Raw genomic sequence first — 17,189 nt, 5'->3', positions numbered from 1 at the left:
GACACCGCACGGGAGCCGTGCGGGACGTGACGAGAAGGGACCGGCATGACCACCATCCACGTCTCCGGGCTGCGCAAGTCCTACGGGGCGTTCGACGCCGTGCACGACGTGACGTTCACGGCCGCGCCCGGCCGCGTCGTCGGGCTGCTCGGGCCGAACGGTGCCGGGAAGTCGACGACCCTGCACGTCCTCCTGGGGCTCGCCGCGGCCACCGCGGGGAGCGCGACGTTCGACGGTCGGGCGTTCGCCGACCTGCCGCACCCTGCCCGCACCGTCGGCGCGCTGCTCGACGCCGGCGGACTCCACCCCGGGCGCACGGGCGGCGACCACCTGCGCGTGCTCGCCGCCGCCGGGCGGGTCCCGGCCCGGCGCGTCGACGAGGTGCTCGCGCTCGTCGGCATGACGCCCGCGGCCGACCGCCGCGTCCGCACCTACTCGCTCGGGATGCGGCAGCGCATCGGCATCGCCGCCGCGCTGCTCGGCGACCCGGAGGTGCTCGTGCTCGACGAGCCCGCCAACGGGCTCGACCCCGCGGGGATGCGCTGGCTGCGCGACCTGGTGCGCGGCTTCGCCGACGACGGCGGGACCGTGCTCCTCGCGAGCCACGTCCTGTCCGAGGTGCGGCAGGTCGCGGACGACCTGGTCGTCGTCGGGCAGGGTCGCGTCGTCGCCGACGGCCCCCTCGACGACCTGCTGCGCGGGGAGTCCCTCGAGGACTTCTACCTCGACCTGACCGCCACGACCGAAGGGGTGCGCTGATGTACCGCGCCGAGATGCTCAAGCTCCGCACGACCCGCGCGACGTGGGTCGTCGCGGCCGTCGCCGTCGCCGGGATGCTCGTCGTCCAGGCCTTCACCCTCCTGCTGCCCACGATCCTGCGGGGCACCGAGGCGCTCGGCGGGGGCGCGACCGTCGGGTTCCAGGCGTCGCCCGAGATGCTCGAGGACCTGGCCCCCGACCTCGGCGCGCTCACCGACGCCGCCCAGCCCGCGTTCCAGCGCGGCATGCTCGACCTGCTCGGCAACGGGCTGAACGGCTCGGGGTCGGTCGGCGTCGCGACCATGTGCATGCTGCTGCTGGGCGTGCTCGCCGTGACGACGGACTTCCGCACGGGCGGCATCGTGCCGACGGCGCTCGTCCAGCCGTCGCGGCTGCGCATCCTCGCGGCCAAGGCCGGCGCGACCGCGACCGTCGCCCTCGGCGTCGGCGTGGTGCTCGCCGTGGTCGGCGCCCTGGGTCTCACCGTCGCGATCATGACGACCCCGGGGGCGACCCTCGCGCTCGGGCCCGGCGAGGTCCTCGGCGTGTGGGCCCGCGGCCTCGCGGTCCTCGTGCTCCTCAGCTGGTTCGGGCTCGGGATCGGGACGCTCGTGCGCGGCCAGGTGGCCGCCGTCGTGACCGTCGCGGCGCTCGCGCTCGCCGAGCCGATCGTCCGCGGTGCGGTGACCCTGCTGTCGGGCGGCGAGTCCGCCGCGGCGGAGTGGCTCCCGCTCGGCCTGGGCGCGCTCGCGTCGACGGGGCAGTCCGGGGCGGAGCTCCTGGGCGGCGCCGCGCCGCTGGGCACGCTCGCCGCGCTCGCCGGCCTCGTCGCCTGGGTCGCGGCACTCCTCGGGAGCGGCGCCCTCACGCTGCAGCGCCGCGACCTGGTCTGACGACCGCCGAGGTAGAGGGCTGGTATCGCGAGGTAGAGGCGTGGTCACTCCTCCCGGTGGACCACGCCTCTCCCTCGGCGGGCCACGGCTCTGCCTCGTGGCCGGGTCGGCGCACCCCCGTAGGGTGGGCAGGCCCACCGACCCGTCCGTCCCCGTCGTCCCGTTGGAGGAGACCGTGACCGAGGCCCTGCGCCGCGCGCTCGACCGGGTCGGCGTGCGCACCGACACCGGCCGCGACGCCGTGCTCGCCGGGGTCGTCGCCGCCGCGACCGTCGTGCTGTTCCTGGGGATCGAGCGCGTGCTCGCGACCGACGTCGGTGCGACCTTCGGCGCGGGGCCCGGCGCCGTCATCATCACCCCCGGCGTGCGCGCGACGGTGCTCGCGCTCGTCGTGGTCCAGGCCGCGACCCTGGCGGTCCGCCGTCGGGCACCGCTGGCCTGCCTCGCGCTCGCGGTGGTGGCCCAGGTCGCGATCACCGTGCTCCTGCCGCCGTACGTCGGGTTCCAGGCGCCGGCCACACTCGTCGCCGCGTACTCCGCCGGTGCGTACGCGCCGCGACGGGCGCGCCTCGTCGCCCCGGCGCTCGCGGCGTTCGCGCAGGTCGTGCTCGTCTTCGCCCTCGGGGGCTTCGCCGTCCCCGCCGGGGCGGGGCCCGCGCAGCACGCGCTCCAGGTGGGCGGCGCGCTGCTCTCCGCGCTGCTCACGTTCGTGGGGGCGGCGCTCGTCGGCTCGTACGTCGCGACGCGGCGCGAGCTCGTCGCCGAGCTGCGCGACCGGGTGCTGCGGGCCGAGCGCGAGCGCGAGGCGCTCGCCGCCCAGGCGGTCCTCGAGGAGCGGGCGCGCATGGCGCGCGAGCTGCACGACGTCGCGGCGCACCACCTGTCCGGCATCGTCGTCCAGGCGTCCGCCGCCGAGCGCCTCGTCGACGCCGACCCGGAGCGCGCCAAGGAGTCGGTGCGGTGGATCCGCGCGCAGGGCCGCGAGACGCTCGACGACCTCCGCCTCGTGGTCGGCATCCTGCGCGGGCGCGACGACGAGGACGGCACGGAGCGCGAGGCGCCGCAGCCGACGCTCGCCGAGGTCCCCGCCCTCCTCGACACGGCACGCTCCGCCGGCACCGTCGTCTCGGTCGAGACGGACGGCAGCCCGTGGGAGCCGACGCCGAGCACGCAGATCGCGGTCTACCGCGTGCTCCAGGAGGCGCTCGCCAACGCGCGCCGGCACGCGCCGGGCCGGCCCGTGGCCGTGCGATTCGCGTGGTCCGCCGCGGACCTCGTGCTCACCGTGCGCAACCCGGCGGCCGGCACCGCGCCGCCCGCGGACCCGCGGCCCGGTCACGGGCTGGTCGGCATGCGCGAGCGGGCGACCGTGCTCGGCGGCACGCTCGACGCGCGGCGGGCGCCCGACAGCGCGTGGCTCGTCCGCCTGACCGTGCCTCGCTCACCCGCGCGCGACCCACGCCGCGCCGATCAGCTCACCCCCGACCAGGAGGTCTCGTGACACGCGTCGTGCTCGTGGACGACCAGGCCGTCGTCCGCGCCGGGTTCACCGTCATCCTCGAGAGCGAGGGCGTCGAGGTCGTCGGTGAGGCGTCGAACGGCGCCGACGCCGTCCGCGTCGCGCGCCGCGAGCGCCCGGACGTCGTGTGCATGGACGTGCGCATGCCCGGCGGCGACGGCATCACCGCGACGCGCGCGCTCGCCGGTCCGGACGTCGTCGACCCGGTCCCCGTGCTCGTGGTGAGCACGTTCGACCTCGACGACTACGTGTTCGGCGCCCTGGAGGCCGGGGCGAGCGGGTTCCTGCTCAAGGACGCCGAGCCGGACGTGCTCGTGGACGCCGTCCGGCGGGTCGCCGCGGGCGACGGCCTGGTCGACCAGACCCTCACGCGGCGGGTCATCGGCGAGTTCGCGCGCCGCCGCGCGCCCGTCTCGCGGGACGACGACGCGGCCGCGCTCCTCACCCCGCGCGAGCTCGACATCGTCGACCTGCTGTGCCGCGGGTCGTCCAACGCGGAGATCGCGACGGCCCTGTTCCTCGAGCCCAGCACGGTGAAGTCGCACCTGAGCCGGGCCATGACCAAGACGGGGGCGCGCGACCGCGTCCAGCTCGTCGTGTGGGCGTTCCGGCACGGGATCGTCGACCCGGCCGGCTGACGTCAGCGCACGGGCCGCGGCACCCCGAACCGTGCGTGCACCGGCGCGGCCACGTGCACGAGCGCCGGGTCCGCGGGCGGCAGCCCGAGGCGGTCGAGCACGTCCGTGTCGAGCGCGTCGAGCGTGCCGCGCCGCAGCGTCCACGGCTCGTGCACGACCGGGAACCGCCACAGCCGCCCGGCCCGTGCGCCGTAGGCGGTCCAGCGCGCCGTGAGCCACCGCACGAGGCCCGACGACGCGTCGACCTCCTCGTGCGCGCGCACCTCGGCGCGGAGCGTGAGGTCGCGCAGCAGCCCCGGGTGCTCGTGCGGGACGTGCAGGGGTCCCCGGCCGGTCGAGCGGAACCGGTAGCGCACCGCGGACGGCGGCCCCGCACGGTCGCCGTCGGCGTGCACCTCCGCCTGCACCGCAGCGTGCGCCGGGTGGTAGGGGACGCCGGCCGCGCGCGACGCGGCGACGAACGCGCGCGACGTGGCCCACAGGCCGAGGAACCACACGCCCTCGGTGCCCGCGCGGTCGCGCACGTACACGCGGACGTTGAGCTCGGGGAACGTCGACCACGCGCCGAGGGCGGGCAGCGGCGGGACCCGGACGCCCGCCATGACGAACGGGACCACGCCGAGCCACGTCGTCCCGCCGACCTCCTGGACGGCGAGGCCGGGCGGGAGCCAGCCCTGCACGACGGCCGGGTCGACGCGCCAGTGGAGGAACGTCAGCGCGTCCCAGCGCTGCACGTTCACGGCGACCCGCGGTGCCCGGTGCGGTGCGGCTCCCGGCCCCGGCGCGGCGGCCTCGTCGAGGAGGCGCCCCGCGGGCCCGACGAACGGCTCGCCCTCGCGGTCCTCACGGTCGCCCGGCTGCTCGCCGACGAGCACCAGCCGGGCGCGCTCGGGTCCGCGCGAGAACACGACCTGCGTGGCGTCCGCCCACAGCTCGCACCCGTGGCAGTCCCGCGCCGCCCGGGCGAGCGCGTCGACGTCGCTCACGGCACGCCCGCGCGGGAGCCACTCCTGCGCGCCCGAGCGCTCCGGAGCCGGTCGTCGGGGGCTCATGGGCCCACCGTGCAGCACCGCACGTCTGCTCGCACCCGGCGCTCGCGGGACGCGCGGCCCGGCCTGGGGGCCCGGGCCGGGCGGAGGCGGTCAGAGGACCTGGTAGAGCGCACCCTGCACGAGGCTGAGGAGGACCCCCAGGAGCGCCGCCGCGCCGAGCGCCGTGCCGGCGGACGCGAGCGCCGCGCCCGGCAGCCGCCGCACGAGCGCGACCGCGCCGGTGACCGTCGCGACCAGCGCGAGCACGCCCGTGAGGATGCCGTTGACGAGCTGGAGCACGCCGACCGACGACGGCGAGTAGCCCGCCGACGAGAGCACGAACGGGAACGCGAGCGTGACGACCGCACCGACCAGGACGGTCGCGACCCCGAAGGCGAAGGCCACGACGGCGAGGGGCGAGCGTCGCGCACCGGTGGCCGGTGCGGGCGAGCCGTAGGCGGACGGGGCGGAGGCGGACCAGGTCTCGGGGCCGGGCTGGGGAGCGCTCATGCACCCATCCTGCCGAACCCCGCGGTCCGGCGACAGGGACGTCCGCGGTCCGCGACCGCGGGCACCGGGATCACCGACGACCGGGCGCGCCCTGCGCGAGGTCCTCCGACTCCTCGGGCCGGTACACGCACACGTGCAGCGCCTGCGGTCGCACGCTGACGTCGAGCCGCTCCGCCGGCTCGATCACGTCGCCGTCGAGCTGGCGCGGCTGCGGCCGGTCGGAGACCACGGAGACCTCCCGGCCCCGCACGACCTCCCGGCTCGGCACCCGGCTCCTGCCCCGCACGACGCCCCACAGGAGCTGGACCCAGTGCTGGAGGTTGCGCGGCGCGATGATCGCGACCTCGAGCTGCCCGCTGTCCGGCTCCGCGTCCGGGAGCAGGTTGGTGCCGGCCTGGAGACGGCCCACGTTGCCGACGACGACCGTGCGCGCACGACGGCGCCGCGTCCGCCCGTCGACCGTCACCTCGACGTGCATCTCGTCGTCGGCGAGGTGCTTGAGCGCCGAGAAGACGTACGCGACCGACCCCGCCCTGGCCTTGAGCGCCGTCGGGGCGTCGCGCATCATCGCCGCGTCGAGCCCCATCCCCGCCATGATCGCGAACGTCTGCCCGTCCGCGACGCCGACGTCGATGGTCCGTCGGCCGCCCCGGAGGACGAGGCGCAGGCCCTCCTCGGCGTCGGTGGGGACGCCGAGGTTCACCGCGAGGAGGTTCCCCGTGCCGCCCGGGAGGATCGCGAGCGCGGCGTCGGTCCCCGCCAGCCCCTCGACGACGGCCCGCACCGTCCCGTCCCCGCCGCTGACGAACACCACCTCCGCGCCGTCCTCGACGGCCTGGCGCGCCTGCCCCGTGCCCGGGTCCTCGGCCGTCGTCTCGAGCCACGCGGGCTCCGGCCACCCCGCCTCGGTGAGCCGCGCGACGATGAGGTCGCGCAGCGCGTCCAGACCCTCCACCCGGTTCGGGTTGACGATCACGGCCGAGCGGTGGGGCCCGACGTCGGGGCGCTGCGGAGCGGTGTTCTGGGTCTCGGTCGTCTCGTCGGTCGGCACGGACCGAGTATGTCCCGGCGGCCGTGAGGACGCGCGGTACGGGGGCAGCCCCATCCGCGCGGACAGGGGGACCCCGGGTTCTCTGCGCCGCTCGGTCACGACGGCGGCAGAGGACCCGGGGCCCGTCGGACAGGACGTCAGGCCGTGAGGATCTCCGTCCCGAGGGTCAGCCCTTCGGCCTCGGGGTCGCGGTCGACGCGCACCACGTCGCCGTCGGCGACGTCGCCCGAGAGCAGCATCCGCGCGAGGCGGTCGCCGATCTCGCGCTGCACGAGGCGGCGCAGCGGGCGCGCCCCGTACGCCGGGTCGAAGCCCTCGAGCGCGAGCCACTCGCGGGCGGCCGTCGTCACGTCGAGCGTGATGCGCCGGTCCGCGAGGCGCCGGCCGAGCGCGGCGACCTGGATGTCGACGATCCGGCCGAGCTCCTCGATCGTCAGCGGCTCGAACACGATGACGTCGTCGAGCCGGTTGAGGAACTCTGGCTTGAAGGACGCTCGCACCGTGCTCATGACGGCCTCGCGCTTCTCCGCGTCGTCGAGCATCGGGTCGACGAGGAACTGCGAGCCGAGGTTCGACGTCAGCACGAGGATGACGTTGCGGAAGTCGACCGTGCGGCCCTGGCCGTCGGTGAGACGGCCGTCGTCGAGCACCTGCAGGAGGATGTCGAAGACCTCGGGGTGCGCCTTCTCGACCTCGTCGAGCAGCACGACCGAGTACGGCCGACGCCGCACGGCCTCGGTGAGCTGGCCGCCCTCCTCGTAGCCGACGTACCCGGGGGGCGCGCCGACGAGCCGGGCGACCGAGTGCTTCTCGGAGTACTCGGACATGTCGATGCGCACCATGGCGCGCTCGTCGTCGAAGAGGAAGTCGGCGAGCGACTTCGCGAGCTCCGTCTTGCCGACGCCCGTGGGGCCGAGGAAGAGGAACGAGCCCGTGGGGCGGTCCGGGTCGGCGACGCCCGCGCGCGAGCGGCGGACGGCGTCGGACACGGAGCGGACGGCGGCCTGCTGGCCGATGAGGCGCTCCCCGATGACCTCCTCCATGTGCAGGAGCTTCTCGCTCTCGCCCTGGAGCATGCGGCCGGCGGGGATGCCCGTCCACGCGGACACGACCTCCGCGATCTCGTCGGCGCCGACCTTGTCCGCGATCATCGGCGCGGCCTCGGGGCCGGACGCGGCGAACGCGTCGTCGGCCTGCTCGGCCGCCTCGGCCTCGTCGAGCTCGCGCTGCACCTGCGGGATCTCGCCGTACTGCAGGCGGCCCGCGGTCTCGAGGTCGCCCTCGCGGATCGCGCGCTCGACCTGGACGCGCAGCTCGTCGAGCTTCGCGCGCAGGTCGCCGACGCGGTTGTGACCCGCCTTCTCGGCCTCCCACCGCGCGGTGAGGGCCGCGAGCTCCTCACGACGGTCCGCGAGGTCGGCGCGCAGCTTCTCGAGGCGTTCGAGCGACGCGGGGTCGGTCGACTCGGACAGCACGACCTCCTCCATCTCGAGGCGCGTGACGGCGCGCTGCAGCTCGTCGATCTCGATCGGCGACGAGTCGAGCTCCATGCGCAGGCGCGACGCCGCCTCGTCGACGAGGTCGATCGCCTTGTCCGGGAGCTGGCGGCCGGTGATGTACCGGTCGGAGAGCGACGCCGCCGCGACGAGCGCCGAGTCGGCGATCGTCACCTTGTGGTGCGCCTCGTACCGCTCCTTGAGCCCGCGCAGGATCGCGACCGTGTCCTCCACCGAGGGCTCGCCGACGAACACCTGCTGGAACCGGCGCTCGAGCGCCGGGTCCTTCTCGATGTACTCGCGGTACTCGTCGAGCGTGGTCGCGCCGACGAGGCGCAGCTCGCCGCGCGCGAGCATCGGCTTGAGCATGTTGCCCGCGTCCATGGCGCCCTCGCCGCCCGCGCCCGCCCCGACGACCGTGTGCAGCTCGTCGATGAACGTGACGACCTCGCCGTCGGAGGACTTGATCTCCTCCAGGACGGCCTTGAGTCGCTCCTCGAACTCGCCGCGGTACTTCGCGCCCGCGACCATGCTCGCGAGGTCGAGCGACACGAGGCGCTTGCCCTGGAGCGAGGTCGGGACGTCGCCCGCGACGATGCGCTGGGCGAGACCCTCGACGACGGCCGTCTTGCCGACGCCCGGCTCGCCGATGAGCACCGGGTTGTTCTTGGTGCGGCGGCTGAGCACCTGCACGACCCGTCGGATCTCGGAGTCGCGGCCGATGACGGGGTCGAGCTTGCCCTCGGCGGCCGCGGCCGTGAGGTCGGTCCCGTACTGCTCGAGCGCCTTGTAGGTCCCCTCGGGGTTGGGGCTCGTCACGCGCGCGCTCCCGCGGACGGCGGGCAGCGCGGAGCGCAGGGCCTCGGCGGTCGCGCCAGCCTGCTGCAGGATCGTCGCGGCCTGCGAGGATCCCGCGGCGATGCCGAGCAGCAGGTGCTCGGTGGAGACGTATTCGTCGCCGAGGGCCTGCGCCTCCTTCGCGGCGTTGTCGAGCGCGGTCGACGTGGCGCGCGACGGCGTCGGCTGCGCGACGGCGGACCCGCTCGCCGTGGGGAGCGCGACGAGGGCCGCGCGCACCTTCTGGCCGACGGCCTGCTTGTCCGCGCCGACGGCGTCGAGGAGCCCGACGGCGACCCCGCCCTCCTGCGTGAGCAGCGCGGCGAGGAGGTGCGTGGGCTCGAGCTGCGGGTTGCCGGCGGCCGACGCGGTCTGGATCGCCTCGCCGATCGCCTGCTGCGACATCGTGGTGAACTTCGTTTCCATGGGTGCTCCGGTGTGGTGCTCGAAAGATGGTCTGACCAGTGGAACGACTCCGAAGTTGAGTGTATTCCGCTCAACTTAGTTCGTCAGCCCCGTCCCCGACCTCTCGACGGTCCGTCGTCCGGAGCGGATGAACTCCCGGACGCATTCCGTCTCAAATCGGCTTCGACCCTCGCCTCGGGCGACGATCCGCGACATGCTGGGCCGGTGAACTCCTCACCCTTGCGCAGACGACTCGGCCTCGGCGCCCTCTTCGCCACCCTCGCACTGTTCCTCGCGGGGTGCATGAGGATGGACATGGCCATCACCCTCAACGAGGACGACACGTTCGACGGCAGCGTCGTCATGGCGTTCTCCGACGAGATGGCCCAGTCCCTGGACATGGACCCGCAGGAGATGTGGGACCAGATGGGCTCCGAGATGGAGTCCGACCTGCCCGACGGCGCGACGCAGGAGCCGTACGCACAGGACGGCTACACCGGCACCAAGATCACGTACGCCGACCAGCCCATCTCCCAGCTCGACACCGGCGCCACCGACTCCATCTCCGTCACGCGCGAGGGCGACGAGTACGTGGTGAGCGGCTCGATGGACATGACGGGCGAGGAGTTCAACCCCGAGACCGGCGACGCGGCCGGCGACGAGATGACGCGGCAGATGATGGACAGCCTGGACATCAGGGTCGCCATCACCTTCCCGGGCGAGGTCGCCGAGTCCAACGGCACCGTCGACGGCAACACCGTGACGTGGACGCCGGTCGTCGGCGAGGTCAACGAGATGACGGCGCGCGGCTCGGCCGTCGCGGGCGGCTCGGCCGGCACGGGCGACGAGGGCTCGGACGAGACCACCGACTCCGACGGCGCCACCGCACCCGACGGCGGCGAGAGCGCGAGCGATTCGTCGGACTCGGGCTCTCTCGCGTGGCTGTGGTTCGTGATCGGCGGCGTCGTGCTGCTCGGCATCATCGGCCTCGTGCTCTGGCTCGTGCTCCGCTCCAAGCCGGGCACGCAGGACGGCCAGGCGGCCGGCTTCCAGCAGGGCGGCTACCCGGGCCAGCCCGGCGCCTACCCCGCGCCCGGTCAGCCTGGTCAGCCCGGCCAGTACCCCGGCCAGCCCCAGGGCCAGTACCCGGGGCAGCCGGGCGCCTACCCGGGCCAGCAGCAGCCGGGTCAGCAGGGCGGCTACCCCGGACAGCAGGGTCAGTACCCGGGCCAGCAGCCGGGTGGCTACCCGGGTCAGCCGGGCCAGCAGCCGGGCGCCTACCCCGGCCAGCCCGGGGCCCCGCAGGGCTACGGGGCGCAGCCCCCGGCCCCGGGCCCGTACGGCGCCCAGCCGCCGGCCCCGCCGCAGCCGCAGGGCGGCTACCCGGGCGCGGCCCCGTACGCCCCTCCCGGCGCGCCGCACCCGCAGTCGTCGCCGACGACGCCGCTCCCCGCGCAGCCGCCCGTCCCGCCGGGCGCGACCCAGCCGCTGCCGCCGTACCAGCAGCCCGCCCCGACCCAGCCGCTCCCGCCGCAGCCGGGCGCACCGGGGCCGGACGGCCCCGCGGCCCCCGCCGGCCCGGACGACGAGATCGACGACGCGACGCGCCTGCGCCCGCCGCCCGAGTGACGGTCGCGAGCACCCGCTCGGTCGGTGCCGCGCAGCCTGTGCCGCGCGGCCGCTGACCCGCAGCACCACCCACGACGGCCCGCCCCGAGACCGGGGCGGGCCGTCGTGCGTCCCCGACCTTTGCGGGGCCCGACCGCGGCCGCGAGCCGCGGCGGCACCCGGCCGGGCGACCGCCGGGTCCGTGACGCGGTGCGCCGGACGCTCCACCGGCCGACCGCCAGGTGAGAGCCGCGCGATGACCCGTATTTGTTTATCGGCATTGCCTTTTAGTCGCCGGCCGATATACGGTCACCCGAAGCCGCCGGGTGCCTGGGTGCTCGACGACCGGGGGGCACAACGGTCCACTCAATGAGGAGTCACCATGAAGCATCACGTCTGGCGCCTGGCCACGGGCCTGGCAGCGGCAGGTAGCGCGCTCGCGGTCGGGGTCGCCGCGGTTCCGGCGAGCGCGGCCGACGACGAGTACAAGGTCCTCGTCGTCGGCGAGACTCTCGGCTTCCGCCACTCGCACATCGACGAGACCACGGAGGCGGTCATCGCCATCGGCGAAGAGCGCGGGTTCACGGTCGACGTGTGGGACTCGCGGCAGCCCGAGCTGACGCTCGACACGACGCCGTTCACGAGCGCCGAGGACCTCGGGCAGTACGCGACGATCCTCTTCGCGTCTCCCGTCGACGGCACCAACAACCAGGACCCCGCCCGGCCCCGCCTGCTGAACGACTCGGAGCTCGCGGCTCTCCAGGGCTACATCCGCGACGGTGGCGGGTACGTCGGCCTGCACGCCGCGACCGACACCATGCACGCGGTGCCGTGGTACAGCGAGCTCAGCGGCGGGTCGGCGCGGTTCAAGAGCCACCCGGCCCAGCAGACGGCCACGATGCGGATCGAGAGCCCGGGCCACCCGTCGACCGAGATGCTCCCCGCGGAGTGGACGAGGTTCGACGAGTGGTACAACTTCACGAGCAACCCGCGGGAGGACGTGCACGTCCTCATCACGCTGGACGAGTCGACCTACAACCCCGGCCGCGACGCCATGGGCGACGACCACCCCCTGGCCTGGTGCCAGAACTTCGAGGGCGGACGGTCCTGGTACGAGGGCGCCGGCCATGTCGACTCGTCGTACTCCGACCCGCTGTTCCTCGCGCACCTCGCGGGCGGCATCGAGTGGACGGCCGGGAAGGTGAGCGGCGGCGGTGACTGCGTCACCTTCAAGGAGGTCGACGGCATCGTGACGTCGCTCTCGACGGGCTCGAACCGCGCGGAGAAGCTCTCCGCCGGGGTGAGCGACTACCTCGACCGGGCCGAGGCCGCCGCGGACGCGGGCGAGCACGCCGACGCGATCCACATCCTCAAGCAGGCCAAGGGGAAGGCGCACGGCCTCCAGGACGAGACGCTCGTCGCGAAGATCGCCGACCTGATCGAGTGGCAGCAGACGCTCGTCTCCTGACCTCGGGAGCTCGGCCCCGACCGAAGCGGCCACGCCTTCCGGGCGTGGCCGCTTCGGCGTCCTCCGGCGGGCGTCGCGCGTGCCGGCGTCTCAGGACTCGACGGTGACCTCGACGACGTCGCCCACGGCGTCGAACCTCACCGCGGGCCAGTACCCGTCCAGGAAGTGCCCGCCGCACGAGTCCGCGAGGTGCACGACCGTGCCGCCGTCGTCGCGCCGCCGGACGAGCTCGACCACGAGGTCCTCGGCCGCCTCCGCGAGCTCCTCCGCGGTCGGCTCGTCCTCGCTGAACCGGCGGACGACGGCCTCGACCGCCCGGCGCGCGAGGCGCGGGCTGAGCGCGTCGTCCCACAGGGGCTCGGCGGGGACGTACGCGAGCGCCTCGGCGCCGAGCGCGGGGTCGACCTCGGCGAGCGTCGCCGGGCGCCACTGGGGGTCGCGGTCCTTGTCGACGAGCTGCGCGCGGACGCCCTCGACGAGGTCGTGCTGCGTGTCGACGAACCAGGAGACGAGGCCGTACTCCTGCTCCAGCGCCGCGCGCAGGTCCGGGAGGTCGCGCGCGCTGCGCACGGCCGCGAGCGCCACGGTGACGGCGGTCGGCGAGAGCCGCTCGAGCTCGTCGGCCTCGGCGCCGGCCTGCTCGTCCCCGTCCCGGGCGGCGGCCCGCAGCCGCGCCACGATCTCGGGCACCGTGTCCGCCGCGTACGCGGCCTCGACCGCCGCCTGCCGGGTGACGAGGCGCGAGACCGGCGCCGGCAGCGCGTGGCGGCGCACGACCTCCCGCACGTCCTCGACGTCGAACGGGTCGACCCCCGCGGTCGCGAGCGCGGCGAGGTCTGCCGCCAGCACGGGCAGCCGCTCGCTCGGCACGTAGTGGTCGGCGAGCCCGACGAAGAGCGCGTCGGCGGCGTCCATCGTCACGGCGCCGAGCGCGAGCATCTCCCCCAGCCGCCCGGGTGCACGGGCGAGGAGCCAGGAGCCGCCGACGTCGGGCGTGAAGCCGATCCGCGTCTCCGGCATCGCGACCCGCGACCGCTCGGTGACGACGCGGACCGGGGCGTGCGCGCCGAGACCGACGCCGCCGCCCATGGTGATGCCGTCCATGATCGTCACGACGGGCACGGGCAGCTCCGCGAGCGCCGCGTCGACCGCGTACTCGCGCCGGAAGTAGCGGCGGGCCTCGGCCTGCTCCCCGGCCACGATCGACGCGTGCAGCGCGCGGACGTCGCCGCCCGCGCACAGGCCGCGGTCACCGGCGCCGTCGAGCAGCACGACACGCACGGTCGGGTCGACGCGCCACTCCTCCAGCACGTCGGCGATCTCGCCGAGCATGGCGTAGCCGAGCGCGTTGAGCGCGCGCGGACGGTCCAGGGTGAGGTGCCCGACGCCGTCGTCGACGCGGGCGATGATCTCGCTCGTCACGCGCGCCACGCTACCCCCGGCCCGCCCCCCGGACGTGTCGGCAGCACGTCGCCCCCTACGACGACCTCACGCTGACGACTCGCCGCGCCTGTGAGCTGTCAGCGTGAGGTCGCGGTGTGGCGCGAGAATCTGCTGACACGTCGCACGCAGAGGACTGGAGACGCCGATGAGCGAGACGCAGGCGCCGGCATGGCGCACGGACGTGCTGGGCGAGGACTGGGTCGCGCGGGACCTCGACCTGCCGGACGGCGCGGTGGCGACGCTCGTCCGCAGGGCCGACGGCGCCCGTCCGCCCGGCCCGTCCACCGAGCCGGGCGAGGGGTCCGCCGCGGGCGGGGAGCCGCCGTCGGGCACGGGCGAGCGGCCCGCGGTGCTGTACGTGCACGGGTTCATCGACTACTTCTTCCAGACGCACGTCGCCGAGGCGGTCGAGGCGCGCGGGTACCGGTTCTACGCGCTCGACCTGCGGGGCTACGGGCGCTCGATCGGCCGCGGCTCGGGCGCGCCGTCACGGCCCGACGACGACCCCAACTTCGTCACCGACCTCGCCGTGTACGCGCAGGACCTGGACGCCGCCGCGCGCGCGATCCGCGCGGAGGGCCACGAGCGGCTCGTCGTGCTGGGCCACTCGACGGGCGGGCTCGTCGCGAGCCTGTGGGCCGACGCGCGGCCGGGCCGGCTCGCGGCGCTCGTGCTGAACAGCCCGTGGTTCGACCTCAACAAGCCCTGGGTGTTCCGGGGTCCGGTGACGTGGCTGGTCGACGGGGTCGGCCGGGTCGCGCCGCGGCTCGTCGTGGGCGGGCTGGACCCGCACTGGGCCGAGGCCCTGCACGCGAGCACGGGCGGCGAGTGGGACTTCGACCTGGCCTGGAAGCCGATCGAGGGCTTCCCCGTCCGGGCGGGGTTCCTGCGCGCGGTGCGGCGCGGGCACGCGCGCGTGGCGCGCGGGCTGCACGTCGACTGCCCCGTCCTCGTGCTGGCGTCCGCGCGCAGCGGCCCGGCCTCGGGCTGGCACGACGCCCTGCTCACGACCGACAGCGTGCTCGACGTCGGCCAGATCACGTCGCGCGCGGAGCGGCTGGGCGACGACGTCACGATCGTCACGGTCGAGGGCGGCGCGCACGACCTCGCGCTCTCCCCCGAGCCCGCCCGCTCGACCTATCTGCGCGAGGCGCTCGACTGGCTCGACGCCCACGCCTGACGGTCCGCCGACGCGTCCGGCTGCCGAGCCCGGGGTCGTTCCCCAGGACCCGACCCTCCTGAGGAGGGACCCCGGGTTCGCGCCGGAGGCGTGTCACCGTCGTGTCCGAATACCGCTAGCCACGGGAGGGTCCGTGGGGTGAGGATCGAGGCATGACGACGACCCTCGCGACTCCCCGCGCGGCAGCGGACCCCGTGTTCGCGGAGCGCTACCGCGCCATCGCGTCGCGCGACCGCCGGTTCGACGGGCAGTTCATCACCGCCGTGAGCAGCACGGGCATCTACTGCCGGCCGTCGTGCCCGGCGCGGACGCCCAAGCCGGAGAACGTCACGTTCTACCTCACGTCCGCCGCGGCGCACGAGGCCGGCTACCGCGCGTGCAAGCGCTGCCTCCCCGAGGCCGTGCCCGGCACGCCGAGCTGGGACCTCGGGCACGACCTCTCCGCCCGCGCGATGCGCCTCGTCGCCGACGGCGTCGTGGACCGCGAGGGCGTCGACGGCCTCGCCGCGCGCCTCGGGTACTCGGCCCGGCACGTGCACCGCGTGCTGGTCGCGGAGCTGGGCGCCGGGCCGGTCGCGCTCGCCCGCGCGCTGCGCGCCCAGACCGCGCGTGCCCTGCTCACGGGCACGGACCTCCGCCTCGCGGACGTCGCGTTCGCCGCGGGCTTCGGCAGCGTCCGGCAGTTCAACGACACCATCACCGAGGTCTTCGACACGACGCCGAGCGAGCTGCGCCGTCGGGCCCGGCCCGGCCGCCCGACCCTTCCGCGCGGCGACGCGGGCGTGCGCGTCCCCGACGACGCTCGTGCCGTCCGGGACGACGGCGGCACCACCGCGGTGCTCGACCTCACGCTCCCCCTGCGCGAGCCGTTCGACGCACGCGGCGTGTTCGCGTTCCTCGCGGCGCGCGCCGTCGACGGCGTCGAGGTCGCGGACCTCGGCGGGCCCGCGCTGTCCTACGCGCGCACGCTCGCCCTGCCGCACGGGCCGGGCGCGTTCCGCGCGACGTACGGCCCGCCGCCGGGGAGCACCCGCGGCGCACCGCGGTTCCACGTCGAGCTCGAGCTCACGTCCGTGGCCGACCTGCCCGCCGCGATAGCGCGGGTCCGCCGGCTCTTCGACCTCGACGCCGACCCCGCGGCCGTGGACGCGGCCCTCGCGGCGGACCTCGCGCTCGCCGCGTCGGTGCACGCCGTCCCGGGCGTCCGCGTCCCGGGCGCGGTGGACGCGACCGAGATCCTCGTGCGCGCCCTCGTCGGGCAGCAGATCTCCGTCGCCGCCGCGCGCACGCACCTGTCGCGGCTCGCCGTCGCGCTCGGCACGCCGTTCGTCTCCCGGTTCGGGCCGACCCGCCTCTTCCCGACGGCGGCGCAGCTCGCCGACGGCGGCGCCGAGCACCTGCGAGGGCCGGCGCGGCGCACGGCCGGGATCCTCGGCGTCGCCCAGGCCCTCGCGGACGGCACCCTCGCGCTGTCCAGCGCCGACGACCCCGCGGCGCAGCGAGCGGCCCTCGAGGCGCTGCCCGGCGTCGGCCCGTGGACGTCCGGGTACGTCGCGATGCGCGTCCTGCACGACCCGGACGTCCTGCTCGACGGCGACCTCGCCCTCCGCGCGGGCGCCGCGGCGCTCGGCCTGCCCGAGGAACGTCGTGCGCTCGCCGCGCACGCCGAGCGCTGGGCGCCGTGGCGCTCCTACGCCGCGATGCACCTGTGGCGCGCCGCGGCTCCTCGACCCTCGACCACCCCCACGAAGGAGACCCCGTGACCACCGCACCGACCGCCCCCGCGACGACGGCCGCCACCGGGAGCACCACCGGCACCGCCGTCACCACGACCGTCGAGACGCCCGACGGCCCGTTCACGGTCGTCGTCGACCCCGACGGCACGGTCCTCGCCTCCGGCTGGACGGCCGAGCCCGCGGCGCTCGTCGCGCTCGTCCACCCCGACCTGCGCCCCGCGGACGTCTCGACCGTGCCCGACGACGCGCCCGCCGTCGTCCCGGCGGTCGCCGCGGTCCGGGCGTACTACGCAGGCGACGTGCACGCGATCGACGCCGTCCCCGTGCGCCAGGTCTCGGGCCCCTACCGCGCGCACGCGTGGGACGTGCTGCGCACCGTCGAGCCGGGCGACCCCGTCACCTACACGCGGTACGCCGAGCTGTCGGGGCGGCCCGCCGCCGTGCGCGCCGCCGCGGGCGCGTGCGCGATGAACGCCGCCGCGCTGTTCGTCCCGTGCCACCGCGTGCTGCGCACGGACGGCAGCCTGGGCGGGTTCCGCTACGGCCTCGAGGTCAAGCGCAGCCTGCTCGACCGCGAGGCCCGCGCGACCGGGGCGCCGTCACTCCTCTGAGCGT

14 protein-coding genes are annotated in these 17,189 nt (G+C 75.7%); 9 read left to right on the top strand and 5 right to left on the bottom strand.

Annotated elements, in window-relative coordinates:
* The first annotated feature begins 45 nt into the window (after window positions 1-45).
* From ACZ402_RS00895 to ACZ402_RS00880, 4 genes are all read left to right on the top strand, one after another.
* The gene (locus tag ACZ402_RS00895) at window positions 46-759 is read left to right on the top strand and encodes an ABC transporter ATP-binding protein (RefSeq protein WP_375822673.1); all 714 of its coding nucleotides are present in this window, start codon (window positions 46-48) and stop codon (window positions 757-759) included.
* Window positions 759-1,652, top strand: coding sequence for a hypothetical protein (locus tag ACZ402_RS00890; RefSeq protein ID WP_375822674.1), 894 nt, complete (start codon window positions 759-761; stop codon window positions 1,650-1,652). The genes ACZ402_RS00895 and ACZ402_RS00890 overlap by 1 nt, the downstream gene beginning before the upstream one ends.
* A gap of 124 nt (window positions 1,653-1,776) precedes the next feature.
* A complete protein-coding gene (locus tag ACZ402_RS00885; protein WP_375822676.1) occupies window positions 1,777-3,153 on the top strand; it encodes a sensor histidine kinase in 1,377 nt (458 codons plus the stop codon).
* Window positions 3,150-3,809, top strand: a complete 660-nt coding sequence (locus ACZ402_RS00880) for a response regulator (protein ID WP_375822677.1) — start codon at window positions 3,150-3,152, stop codon at window positions 3,807-3,809. The genes ACZ402_RS00885 and ACZ402_RS00880 overlap by 4 nt, the downstream gene beginning before the upstream one ends.
* A gap of 2 nt (window positions 3,810-3,811) precedes the next feature.
* Here ACZ402_RS00880 and ACZ402_RS00875 read toward each other — a convergent pair whose 3' ends face one another.
* The 4 genes from ACZ402_RS00875 to clpB form a co-directional block, all read right to left on the bottom strand.
* A complete protein-coding gene (locus ACZ402_RS00875) occupies window positions 3,812-4,861 on the bottom strand; it encodes a DUF2071 domain-containing protein (RefSeq protein ID WP_375822678.1) in 1,050 nt (349 codons plus the stop codon).
* A gap of 90 nt (window positions 4,862-4,951) precedes the next feature.
* Window positions 4,952-5,350 carry a hypothetical protein gene (locus ACZ402_RS00870; protein ID WP_375822680.1) on the bottom strand — a complete coding sequence of 133 codons (399 nt, stop codon included), beginning with the start codon at window positions 5,348-5,350 and terminating at the stop codon, window positions 4,952-4,954.
* 70 nt (window positions 5,351-5,420) lie between these two features.
* A complete protein-coding gene (locus ACZ402_RS00865; protein WP_375822681.1) occupies window positions 5,421-6,401 on the bottom strand; it encodes a diacylglycerol/lipid kinase family protein in 981 nt (326 codons plus the stop codon).
* Between the two features lie 137 nt (window positions 6,402-6,538).
* Window positions 6,539-9,160 (bottom strand): ATP-dependent chaperone ClpB, encoded by a 2,622-nt coding sequence (gene clpB / locus ACZ402_RS00860; RefSeq protein ID WP_375822682.1) that lies wholly within the window; start codon window positions 9,158-9,160, stop codon window positions 6,539-6,541.
* 294 nt (window positions 9,161-9,454) lie between these two features.
* Between clpB and ACZ402_RS00855 the strand changes: the two genes are divergently transcribed.
* Both ACZ402_RS00855 and ACZ402_RS00850 read left to right on the top strand, forming a co-directional pair.
* The gene (locus ACZ402_RS00855; protein ID WP_375822684.1) at window positions 9,455-10,768 is read left to right on the top strand and encodes an LppM family (lipo)protein; all 1,314 of its coding nucleotides are present in this window, start codon (window positions 9,455-9,457) and stop codon (window positions 10,766-10,768) included.
* 361 nt (window positions 10,769-11,129) lie between these two features.
* Window positions 11,130-12,215, top strand: coding sequence for a ThuA domain-containing protein (locus ACZ402_RS00850; protein ID WP_375822685.1), 1,086 nt, complete (start codon window positions 11,130-11,132; stop codon window positions 12,213-12,215).
* A 90-nt stretch (window positions 12,216-12,305) separates the two neighbouring features.
* Here the strand turns inward: ACZ402_RS00850 and ACZ402_RS00845 are convergent, their stop codons facing one another.
* Complete coding sequence (locus tag ACZ402_RS00845; RefSeq protein WP_375822687.1) at window positions 12,306-13,637, bottom strand: enoyl-CoA hydratase/isomerase family protein; 1,332 nt, start codon at window positions 13,635-13,637, stop codon at window positions 12,306-12,308.
* Window positions 13,638-13,803: 166 nt separating this feature from the next.
* On the opposite strand from ACZ402_RS00845, the gene ACZ402_RS00840 reads away from it, so the two are divergent.
* The 3 genes from ACZ402_RS00840 (at window position 13,804) to ACZ402_RS00830 (ending at window position 17,185) form a co-directional block, all read left to right on the top strand.
* Window positions 13,804-14,838 carry an alpha/beta hydrolase gene (locus ACZ402_RS00840; RefSeq protein WP_375822688.1) on the top strand — a complete coding sequence of 345 codons (1,035 nt, stop codon included), beginning with the start codon at window positions 13,804-13,806 and terminating at the stop codon, window positions 14,836-14,838.
* 152 nt (window positions 14,839-14,990) lie between these two features.
* Complete coding sequence (locus ACZ402_RS00835; RefSeq protein WP_375822690.1) at window positions 14,991-16,601, top strand: AlkA N-terminal domain-containing protein; 1,611 nt, start codon at window positions 14,991-14,993, stop codon at window positions 16,599-16,601.
* Window positions 16,598-17,185 (top strand): methylated-DNA--[protein]-cysteine S-methyltransferase, encoded by a 588-nt coding sequence (locus ACZ402_RS00830; protein ID WP_375822691.1) that lies wholly within the window; start codon window positions 16,598-16,600, stop codon window positions 17,183-17,185. Before ACZ402_RS00835 ends, ACZ402_RS00830 begins: the two co-directional genes overlap by 4 nt.
* Window positions 17,186-17,189: the final 4 nt, after the last annotated feature.

Source organism: Cellulosimicrobium sp. NPDC030954 (genome assembly GCF_055571305.1).
Note: the sequence above shows the minus strand (reverse complement) of the source record. Positions and strands in the feature narration are given on the sequence as shown.

What these genes read in the sequence shown, in the direction of transcription:
- clpB (WP_375822682.1), bottom strand. Translation starts at nt 9,160, where the DNA reads ATGGAAACGAAGTTCACCACGATGTCGCAGCAGGCGATCGGCGAGGCG.
- ACZ402_RS00840 (WP_375822688.1), top strand. Translation starts at nt 13,804, where the DNA reads ATGAGCGAGACGCAGGCGCCGGCATGGCGCACGGACGTGCTGGGCGAG.
- ACZ402_RS00835 (WP_375822690.1), top strand. Translation starts at nt 14,991, where the DNA reads ATGACGACGACCCTCGCGACTCCCCGCGCGGCAGCGGACCCCGTGTTC.
- ACZ402_RS00870 (WP_375822680.1), bottom strand. Translation starts at nt 5,350, where the DNA reads ATGAGCGCTCCCCAGCCCGGCCCCGAGACCTGGTCCGCCTCCGCCCCG.
- ACZ402_RS00850 (WP_375822685.1), top strand. Translation starts at nt 11,130, where the DNA reads ATGAAGCATCACGTCTGGCGCCTGGCCACGGGCCTGGCAGCGGCAGGT.
- ACZ402_RS00855 (WP_375822684.1), top strand. Translation starts at nt 9,455, where the DNA reads ATGGCCATCACCCTCAACGAGGACGACACGTTCGACGGCAGCGTCGTC.
- ACZ402_RS00895 (WP_375822673.1), top strand. Translation starts at nt 46, where the DNA reads ATGACCACCATCCACGTCTCCGGGCTGCGCAAGTCCTACGGGGCGTTC.
- ACZ402_RS00875 (WP_375822678.1), bottom strand. Translation starts at nt 4,861, where the DNA reads ATGAGCCCCCGACGACCGGCTCCGGAGCGCTCGGGCGCGCAGGAGTGG.
- ACZ402_RS00890 (WP_375822674.1), top strand. Translation starts at nt 759, where the DNA reads ATGTACCGCGCCGAGATGCTCAAGCTCCGCACGACCCGCGCGACGTGG.